This window comes from Tissierella pigra, assembly GCF_009695605.1.
In the GTDB taxonomy this organism is placed as follows: domain Bacteria; phylum Bacillota; class Clostridia; order Tissierellales; family Tissierellaceae; genus Tissierella; species Tissierella pigra.
The window spans coordinates 1-10,071 of record NZ_VUNQ01000075.1 but is presented as its reverse complement, the minus strand read 5'-3'; the positions used below and the strand labels follow the sequence as shown (position 1 = coordinate 10,071).

Sequence of the window (10,071 nt, the reverse complement as noted above, 5' to 3'; positions counted from 1 at the left end):
AGCAGCTTAGTTTTCAAAATTACACATATATTCAGTGGATCTTTTTGTTGTGCCTATTTTTAAAATAACATTTATTTTTAAAAAAATGGAATTGTTTTTAAAAATTCTCTTGACTTTCTTAGTTGGTACAAATTATTTTTGCGGTTCTTAGAGATCAAAAACCATTTGAATTAAGAACACCAGATGACCATCAAAAGATGATTCGTCTAAATAACAAACAAGCAGCTTAGTTTTCAAAATTACACATATATTCAGTGGATCTTTTTGTTGTGCCTATTTTTAAAATAACATTTATTTTTAAAAAAATGGAATTGTTTTTAAAAATTCTCTTGACTTTCTTAGTTGGTCTATTAAAGTTTTAATAGGCACAGGAGATTTGTAACTGTAACCTAATATTTCAAAAGTCCTCAAATAAGGCATTAGCATTTATTTTTATTCCCGTAAGCCTTGTTATTACTTAACTTCCATTTCTTCTAGCCTGATTCTAAGGGTTTTAAAAACTTGGTTACAAGTTACATGGTTACAAAGTTACAATTTTATTCTTTCCCTGTGTCTATTTTTATTTGCTCTGGCTCCTCCCATTCTTCCGGTAAATCATTATTTATTACCTCCATAAATTCTTCCTTTACTTCTTGTCTTTCATAATAAAGTTTTACTGGTATAGATATTCCACTAGGAGAAATTCTTTTAGTCTTTGATGAGCGAACTGGCTTCCATTCTGGAAAATAATTATCCATGATTTCAGAAAAAGATTTTGATTTAATCTGATAGCCTCGCATGGATAATTCCTTAAAACAAGTTATATTTGGTTCTTGTGTTTTTGCTTTATATTCTTCTAAGAAGTAGCGAATATCTTCAACATCTGGATTAAGATACTTAAACTTTTCTTGTTCCTGGTAGAGATCATTAAGAAGCTCTTTTGGTATGGTCCAGGAATGTTTCTTCTCTTTGTAGAGTTTATATCCATAGGCAAGGGGCTGGTTAAAATCTTCTCGGATTGAATCTAGATATTCTTTTTCTGATTGTTCTCCTTGGAAATCCTTGTCTAGATAAATGGCCTTCTTTCTATTTTCTTTATGACATTCTACAGGTAGATATCTTCTTTCTCCTGTGTGGTCATTGAGGAAGGTTCTTTCATTTAGTGTACCAATTAAAATACAAGTCCTAGGAACATCTGTTGAAAATTTCTCGTAGGGGATTCTTATTCTATCACTTAATTTAGATAAAAATGATTTTGCTTCATTAGCTGATTTTGCATTTCTTAAGGCTACAAATTCTTCAATTTCTACTACTGCCTTTCCCATTAAGTTCATAACAGCATCCTTACCTTGAATATTTTCAATGGTACAAAACCAATCATCCCTTATAGCCAAATATCTAGCAAAAGTAGACTTTCCTATTCCCTGTCCACCTACCAAGACCATCATTTCATCAAACTTGGATCCTGGTTCAAATACTCTTTTAATCAAACCTAAAATCATATGCTCCATGATCCAAGCATTAAGTTCTGTGTCTTCAGCTCCTAGATAAGTTGGTAGGAGTTTAGCTATTGCATTTCTATCTCCCTTCCAAGTAAGATTTTTTAGATATTGTTCTGGTGGACTTATTTCATATTGATTAGCAACAAAGCGAACTGCATCCCACATTTTATTAGCATTGTAATTAAGTCCAAAATGCTTTTCTATTTCAAGTCCTAGCCTATTGTTTAGTGAGTCATCCCATAGTCTAATTTGATTGGACTTTATACCTTTTTCCCCTATGATCTTACCTTGAAATTTAATCTCATTGGTAAATTTATCATAGAAGATTTGTCCTTCATATATCTTCTTAGCCTTACAATATTTTGGATTAAGGAGTACTGTGACAATATTTCCTGTAATCTGCTTTACATTACCTTTTACTGTTTTCTGTAAATCGATTAAAGAATAGGACTGGTCTATTTCAGGAAAAACTAGTTTAAACTCTTTCATAGGCCCTGGTCCTTTTCTTGTATTCAAAATGTCTGCTCCAATCAAAGGCCACAAAATTGCCAAGGCTTAAAACTTTCTCTATAGTCTTTTCTACATAGTCAAGATACTTTCTATCATCCCTTCTTTTCTCATTGGTGGCTAGGCGATTTAAAGGAGTCATTAAAAAAAGTTCTTTCATTAAGTTAGGATTTCCATCTGTATAGTTTCTAGCAAGTACTAGAAAGGTAAAGTCATCTCGACTGTGGTCACCTGTTAGGCTAGCTCCTGAGGTAAGCATACTTGCCTTTCTATTGGTTCTTTCCATGGTAGTTAGTATTTCATCTAGGCTTAGGTCATCTAGTCTAGAAAACTTGTTTAAAGGCTCATACTTGTATTCTCTGATTTGTTTTAAGGTGGATTCTTTCTCCTGTGTCCATTTCTTGTAAAGCTTATTTAATTCATCTTCTTTAGCTAAAAGTTTATTACTTCTAGGAAAGAAGGATCCATCTCCTATATTTCCTGTAAGAGCTATATATCTATTTTTCTTATATATCTCAATTCCTCTACTTGATAAGTTAAGATTATCTGGAATAGTCCCTTGAACAAAGATATGAATCCCCTTGCCTGATTGAGATACTTCCATGTAAGTTCCTGCAAAGTTCTCTACAACTTCTTTGGCCATAGGAGTTAGCTTTTCATCTTGAATTGCATGGTCTAAGTCTATACAGATAATCCTATCTTCTTCCACTAAAACAAAGCCTAGAGGTTTATTCTTTGTCTTAGCTTCATTGAAATCTATCCATCGTTCTGGATGATTCCAATCATTAACTTTTCCATCAATTAGGGAAAAGGGAAGCTTGGCTACTTTACCATTTAAATTTTCCTTTCTCCAACCTACAAATCTTTTGCTTTTTTTCATTTCTTCTGGTAGATATTTATATTTTTCCATTCATTTTACCTCCTTATGCTGTTCAAAACAGACCCCATATGGTAAAATGAATTTGGTAGAAACATTCCATATGGGGTGTGCCTTTGGTCTTTGTGCTAAAGGCTTTTTTCTTTTTTGATTTCATAGTAGATTTCTATTAAAAATCTTAAAATCTCTTGGTCATCCTCTTCTAATCTTCCATATTTCTTTACAACTTTTGCTAGTCTAAATATTTCTAGAGCAAATTTATCTTCAAGTCTATAATCAGCTTTAATGGACACAGTAGGAGATGTTAATGAGCTTATGATATAATCTTGCTTGCTAAGGCCACTTATTTCTACTTTTCTATCTAATAATCTAGCTTCTTCCTCCGTTGCTCTAAAGGAGATTATTTTATTTCTTTTTCTTTTACATGGTTTTTTAGTTTTATTAGTCATCTTCATTCTCCAATAATTTCTCCCATTCATCCTCTAAGCTTTCTTTTCTTATATCAGATAAGGAAAGAGCCATATCATTTTGCTTGCTTGGGAATAAGTGGGCATATCTATAGGTTATATCGATGGATTCATGGCCTAATCTATCTGCTATAGCTATTGCCGAATATCCTAATTCAATTAATAAAGATACATGGGAATGTCTTAGGTCATGGACTCTAATCCTTTTAACTCCAGCTTTATTACTCCCTCTGGTCATTTCATGGTGTAGATAGGACTTGGTAATTGGAAATAATAATTGATCCTCCTTTAGCTTGTATATTCCAGCCATATATTTTTCTATTTCATCTGATAAAAAGTCTGGCATTACAACTGTTCTAATACTTTTCTTAGTCTTGGGCTCTGTAATAATATTTTCTCCATCTATTCTTTGTAGAGATTGATTTACTCTAATAGTATTGTTAGTAAAATCAAATTTCTCCTTGGTTAAAGCTAGTAATTCTCCTGTTCTTAGTCCACACCAATACAAAATTTGAAAAGCATGGAAGGATAAAGGTTTGTCCTTTACTTCCTCTATAAATTTGTCATACTCTTTTTCAGTCCAGAACTTCATCTCAGAAGCTTCCTTTTCTCCAATAGATCCAACATCCCTTGCTACATTAGATTTTAGATTATAATATTTACAAGCATGATTTAGGACACTACTTAATTGAGCATGTATTGTTCTTAAGTAGGTCTGAGAATATTTTTTGCCTTTATCATCTTCCTCTTTCATTAATATATTTTGCCATTTAACTATTGTCATTTTAGTAATTTCATTAACCTGAAGATCTCCTATATAGGGAATAACCTTTGTCCTTATTATTTGTTCTTTAGTTCTCCAAGTATTTTCTCTTAATCTTGGTCGCATATCTTTTTCATACACCTTAAAAAACTCATTAAATGTCATATCAAGATTTCCAGCTTGCTCTCTTAAAAAATCTTCTTCCCATTTTAGAGCTTCTTTTTTTGTTTTAAATCCTCTCTTCTTTTTATTAATCTTTTCACCACGCCAATTACTATAGGTGAATTTAGCAAACCAGGTGCCATTTCCACTTTCATCTCTATAAGCTCCCACTACTAGGCCTCCTTTCTTACTTGGTAACAATACTTGTCCAAGAAATATTGTCTATTAATTTTGCCTCTTTGAACCCTATAGCCTAGTTCAACTAGTTCTTGATTCATTTCATTTATTATTTGATAGGCTGTAGTTCTGCTAACTTCTAAAAAATCCTGAACTTCTTTTGCGTTCATAAAAATCTTATTCATTTTTTTCTTCCCCCTTGTGTTTTTATTTATAAGCTTCTCATCAATGAATAAATGACGAGCATCAATTTGGTTGCCTTATAATTCATAGCACAATTTCGTGCTATGAATTATATATTACCAGCACGCTTTCGTGTTGTCAAGATTAATTTTAAATTGTTTTTATTTGTTGTTCTTATTACAAGAGATTTCTATGGATTTATAATCGTTCACTTCTGTTGCTATAAATGATATCTTGTGATAAAATAAATTAAAATACTAGCGAGAGGGGTTTCCAATGATTTCAGGTGAAAAGCTAAAAAAGTTAAGATTAATTAGAGAATTAACACAGAAGGAATTAGCAATAAAATCAGGCCTTACAGATTCTGCTATAAGAAATTATGAATTAGGTTATCGTTCGCCTAATAAGGATCAATTAATAAAAATAGCCCAAGTTTTAGACTGTGATGTATCTGCCTTAATTGACCATACTCCTATTTCTAATTTTGAATTTATGCAAATACTTTTTGATTATGAGGAAGAGTTAAAAATCAGACCACTAGTAGAAGATTCTACAATAGGGCTGCTTTCTCATGATATGAATTTAAATGATTTTCTAAAAGAATGGGATGAAATGAGAAAAAAACATTATAATGGAGAGATTACAGATGAAGAATTTGAGGATTGGAAACTCTCATATCCTAAGAAGTCTAGATTAAAAAAATAATTATTAAACTATAAATATATAACCTCATTTTTAAACTGGTCGAAATCGAACAGTTTAAAAATAATTCAATACTTAAATACTAAGTATATAATCCAATTTTAACCCTATCGAATTCGATGCCTTTAGAAATCTGTTTAGATTTCTAAATAAATATACACACAAAAACACCATAGATTCTTTTATTAAGATCTCTATGGTGTCTCTCTTTGTAAGCCACTTGACATTATTTATCTTATTATTCTAAAAAACTTTTTTACCCAATTTCGTTCCAGTTGATGATTTTGAAAGCCTGTAAACCTTGATATTATTGACTTTTGTCTTTTAATCTAACTACTCCCACTCAATTGTGGCAGGAGGTTTATTTGTTATATCGTATACCACTCTATTTACCTGTAGTACTTCATCTGTAATTCTTGTAGAAATCTTGTCTAATAAGTCTAGTGGAATTGGATACCATTTAGCTTCCATTGCATCTTTAGTGGTTATAGCTCTAAGTCCAATTAAATGCTTATAGATTCTTTCACCATTTATAACTCCTACAGATTGGATATTTGGTAATACTGAAAAGTATTGCCAGATTTCCTTATCTAGGTCTGCTTTTTTAATCTCATCTCTATAGATATAGTCTGCCTCCCTAATGATGTCTAGTTTTCAGTGGTTATATCTACTTATTAAATTGTTTGTAGGTTCCCTTGTACAAGGAGTGACTATTCGAGTTTTGACCACCTAGGTGGCTCCCTTATGGGATGTGACCATCATAGCATTCAAACTCAGTAAACTCAAGGGTCTTCTTGCATCTTTTTATGAATATTTTTAGAATTATTTAGGTAGTTTTATATGATTTTGTAAAGCCTTTTCTACTATTTGAGGTTGTACTGATAAATAATGCTGTGTTACTGCCACTGTACTATGTTGTAAAAGTTGCCTTACCAACTCTATATTATAATCATTTTCATTATATATAGATACTGCAAAAAAATTTCTAAAACTATGTGTACCAATGCTTTCTAATCCTAGATGCTCTATAACAATTTTTAAATGCTTTTGAATTTGTCTTACAGTGATGCTGAATAGTTTTTGATTAGGTTTTATATTATTATCTAATGCATAACTCTGTAAATATGTAAGCACTTGGTTTACTACTGTAAACTCTCTAATTTTACCCGTTTTCTGTTCTTTAATATTTAATCTATATCTATTCCCATCCTTAACTATATCCGATAGTTGCAAATTAACTATATCTCCTATTCTTAAACCCAGATTGGCTTGTACTACTAAGGCTGTAGCTATTCTAATATTAAGTTTAATCTGCCTACCATCTGCTGTTATTAATCCCTCTTGAATAGTTTGTATTATTAAAGAATATTCCCCTTCTTTCAATGCTCTTGTTTTTATATTTGCCATAATGTAATTTCACCCCTTAGTCAATAAATTTTCTATTCAACTTCTTTTTTATAATTATCTATAGTTCCTATCTTTGATATCTTAATTTTATAATCCTTATTTAAGGCTAAATTTCTTTTTGTGTATATTAAACGAGCAGGTGTTTTTCTATCTTTTTACACCTGCCAATTTATCAATCGCTGCTGTTGTAAAGACTTTTATTTTATCAAGCTTATAGCTTTTTCTATTTCTGCTGTCGTCTTTGGTCTCCAACAGTTTCATTATCTTTTGCCTCTTGATATTTTCCCTTTTCGAAATGTAAATTTAATCATTGTTATGAATAATGAAGTTATAGTTGAACAAGGTACTCACGATGAATTAATGATGAAGAAAGTTTTTTATGAGAACTTACATATGAGTCAATTTCAAAAACTAATATAAAATAAATCTGGACTTAGTATAAATATAACTAAAAGGGCCAAAATAGTGTTTTCCACTGATTTTTGACCCTTTTAGTAAGTAATTCAATATAATTATGAATTCAGCTTAAATTTTCCGACCTCTTCATTTAATGTAACAGCTTGTGCTGACATTTCTTCACTAGTGGCTGAGTTTTCTTCTGCTGTAGCTGCATTATTTTGTATAACAGCAGATATTTCTGAAATACCTTCTTTTATCTGCTCAATTGTATTAGTTTGTTCAAAAGATGATTTCTTTATATTATCAAAACTTTCTACTACTTGAGAAGTTTTTTCTTGAACATCTTGTAGAACTTTTACTGTATCATCAGTTATTTCTATACCCTTTTCTACAGCATCCACTGACATTTGAATTAACTTACTTGTTTGGTTGACTGCATCTGAAGATTTTGCTGCTAGTTTTCTTACTTCATCTGCCACAACTGCAAATCCCCTTCCTGCCTCTCCTGCCCGTGCTGCTTCAATTGCCGCATTTAATGCAAGGAGATTTGTCTGAAATGAAATATCTTCAATAACCTTAGTTATACTAGCAATTTCACTAGAAGCTGAGTGAATATTTTTCATTGCATTAGTTAATTGCTTCATATGTTCATTTCCAGTATCTACTTTTTCTCCTACTTCTTCAATATATTTTGCTGCTGCGGCTACATTTGATGTGTTCTCAACTGCTTCCTCTGCAACTTGTTCTATCGATGCACTTAGTTCTTCAATAGATGCTGCTTGTTCAGTAGCACCTGATGCAAGAGCCTGAGCACCATCAGAAACTTGAATTGAGCCAGCACTTACTTGTTCTGCTGCTATATCAATAGTACGAAGCGTATGATTTAAAGAAGTTGATAAATTCATAAAAGCAAGTTTAATAGACTCAAAGTCTCCAATATAATCTTCCTCAAGATGAATACGCATATCTCCTTGAGACATATTTTCAAGAGTAAACGTAATTTCTTTTATATATGCAATATATCTACGTAATTGAACGACTGTTTTGTTAATTGCCTCTCCCATTTGCCCAATTTCATCTTTAGAACTCACATCTGCTGAAACATCAAGATTTCCTTCGGCAATTAAGTTTGCTGTATTTGTCAATTCTTTAATTGGAGCTACAATCTGTATCGATAAAGCCCAGATAATCATACCAATTATTGCAATAGCGGCTACAAATATAACAACCATTAAAATAAATATTATATAAGAATCCTTATTAAATTCTCCACTAGGTAAACCAGCTGCAATTGTCCAGCCTGTATCACCTACTAATGATACATATCCATAGCTCTTAGTATTATGAGATGTATATTTTAAACTACCTTCTGATTGAGACAGTATTGCTTCTTTAATATTTTGGGACATAGATACATCTGAAATTGGCTGATTTATATTTTCTTCAACTGGATGATAAATTATTTGACCAGATTTAGTTGTCAAAATATAAAATCCAGTTTTTCCCAGAGTATATGAGCCTACTGTTTCTCCAAGTTCTTCTAGGGAGAAATCCAAACCCACTGCTCCAATGATTTCTTGAGTCCCTGCTTTAAATATAGGTGTAACTACAGTAACAACCTGTAGCTTAGTAGCCGTATCCTCATAAGGCTCTGTCAAAATAGTTGTCTTTTTATTACTCATTTCTATAAACCAAGATCTATTTTGTATATCCCAACTTCCATCGCTATGATAGTCATCTGCATTTATCAATTGACTTGAGTTTACATCTGCTATCCATACAGCTAAAACAGAATCACTATATTCATCTTGAATATTTCTAAGAGTCTTTCTAATGGAATCAAATTCCTCATAATCATCAATTCTAGTACCTGCGTCTATTTCAATAAATAATCTTTCAAGATAGGCATTTGATGCAGCCGTTTTAATTATTTCAAAATGTTTTGTAAAATAGTTGTTAATTTCATGAGAAGCAGCTTGAGACCTAGCTACCAACTCATTAGTCGTAAGTTTATTCACACTTGTACTAACAAGAACCAACATAATAACACCAACTACTACAAATGCCAGTATAACAGGTATACCAACAAAGGTAAAAATCTTAGAAAAAAGTGATTCGAATTGCTTTGTTAATATCTTTGAATTTTTGAGACTCAATTTCTTTTTAATCATATGTATCTCCCTTTCTCATAAGTTTATTTGTTTCTACTGCTTGAAGATTTATAAGTAAGCAAAAGGTCTTTATAACAGTACACAAGAATACATCTTTTTAACTTATCCCTTTTATTTTTTCCTCTCCCCAGTAACTTCTCTTTCAAGCCATTTAGCAATCCAATTTCTTCCAAGAAATTCACTTACTATTATGACAAAAATAGCTCCTATAGTTGCGTCAAACATTCTGCTAAAGACATATACAATATGATTTGTAGGAGTATGGAAGATACATAAGTGTAAGTATTGCCATTGCCAAAGCAGTTTTCAAACTCCTTTCCTTTATCCAAGACCTAATATACCTGAATGAATTGTTTTGTGACTTTTCATATAATAAACCCTACATCAATTTGAATTTTCTGTATATATACCCTCTTTTATTCCTAAATCAACAAGAAATTGAATTATGATATTTTTATAACATTATCTTATTCATCATAATATAATAAATCATATTTTTCAAAACATTATTTAATAACAAATATATAATTTCATGTTTCAAAATTTCACACCATTTATATAGTTTTCTCAATATAATCATTATCACTTTACCTTTATATATAATAAAGAACAGTCAGTATATTTCCTTATATTATTCTAATTATATTTATATTGTAAAGGACAATGATAAAATACAGATAAAAGGTAATCAAAAAGTACAGAGTTCTTAATCAAAGAGGGAACACTACCTAAAGAATAAAAAATAATAGGTGGTGTGAATATGAAAGGAGAACTT

At 31.1% G+C, this 10,071-nt stretch carries 9 protein-coding genes; 1 reads left to right on the top strand and 8 read right to left on the bottom strand.

Annotated elements, in window-relative coordinates; translation table 11 throughout:
• Positions 1–536: 536 nt before the first annotated feature.
• The 5 genes from FYJ83_RS18710 to FYJ83_RS18690 form a co-directional block, all read right to left on the bottom strand.
• A complete protein-coding gene (locus FYJ83_RS18710) occupies positions 537–2,000 on the bottom strand; it encodes a VapE domain-containing protein (protein WP_326828375.1) in 1,464 nt (487 codons plus the stop codon).
• Positions 1,957–2,898, bottom strand: coding sequence for a hypothetical protein (locus FYJ83_RS18705; protein WP_154443009.1), 942 nt, complete (start codon positions 2,896–2,898; stop codon positions 1,957–1,959). The genes FYJ83_RS18710 and FYJ83_RS18705 overlap by 44 nt, the downstream gene beginning before the upstream one ends.
• A gap of 95 nt (positions 2,899–2,993) precedes the next feature.
• Positions 2,994–3,314: a plasmid mobilization protein gene (locus FYJ83_RS18700; protein ID WP_229768663.1), complete on the bottom strand. Its 321-nt coding sequence runs from the start codon at positions 3,312–3,314 to the stop codon at positions 2,994–2,996.
• A complete protein-coding gene (locus FYJ83_RS18695; RefSeq protein WP_326828374.1) occupies positions 3,307–4,428 on the bottom strand; it encodes a tyrosine-type recombinase/integrase in 1,122 nt (373 codons plus the stop codon). The genes FYJ83_RS18700 and FYJ83_RS18695 overlap by 8 nt, the downstream gene beginning before the upstream one ends.
• Before the next feature lie 2 nt (positions 4,429–4,430).
• Complete coding sequence (locus FYJ83_RS18690) at positions 4,431–4,619, bottom strand: hypothetical protein (protein ID WP_077369828.1); 189 nt, start codon at positions 4,617–4,619, stop codon at positions 4,431–4,433.
• A 274-nt stretch (positions 4,620–4,893) separates the two neighbouring features.
• Between FYJ83_RS18690 and FYJ83_RS18685 the strand changes: the two genes are divergently transcribed.
• Positions 4,894–5,322 carry a helix-turn-helix domain-containing protein gene (locus tag FYJ83_RS18685; RefSeq protein WP_154443006.1) on the top strand — a complete coding sequence of 143 codons (429 nt, stop codon included), beginning with the start codon at positions 4,894–4,896 and terminating at the stop codon, positions 5,320–5,322.
• A 330-nt stretch (positions 5,323–5,652) separates the two neighbouring features.
• Here FYJ83_RS18685 and FYJ83_RS18680 read toward each other — a convergent pair whose 3' ends face one another.
• The 3 genes from FYJ83_RS18680 to FYJ83_RS18670 all read right to left on the bottom strand — a co-directional run bounded on the left by FYJ83_RS18680 (position 5,653) and on the right by FYJ83_RS18670 (position 9,296).
• The gene (locus FYJ83_RS18680) at positions 5,653–5,928 is read right to left on the bottom strand and encodes a GMP synthase (glutamine-hydrolyzing) (RefSeq protein ID WP_459443310.1); all 276 of its coding nucleotides are present in this window, start codon (positions 5,926–5,928) and stop codon (positions 5,653–5,655) included.
• Positions 5,929–6,141: 213 nt separating this feature from the next.
• Positions 6,142–6,726 (bottom strand): tyrosine-type recombinase/integrase, encoded by a 585-nt coding sequence (locus FYJ83_RS18675; RefSeq protein WP_154443005.1) that lies wholly within the window; start codon positions 6,724–6,726, stop codon positions 6,142–6,144.
• A 512-nt stretch (positions 6,727–7,238) separates the two neighbouring features.
• Positions 7,239–9,296, bottom strand: a complete 2,058-nt coding sequence (locus tag FYJ83_RS18670; RefSeq protein WP_154443004.1) for a methyl-accepting chemotaxis protein — start codon at positions 9,294–9,296, stop codon at positions 7,239–7,241.
• Positions 9,297–10,071: the final 775 nt, after the last annotated feature.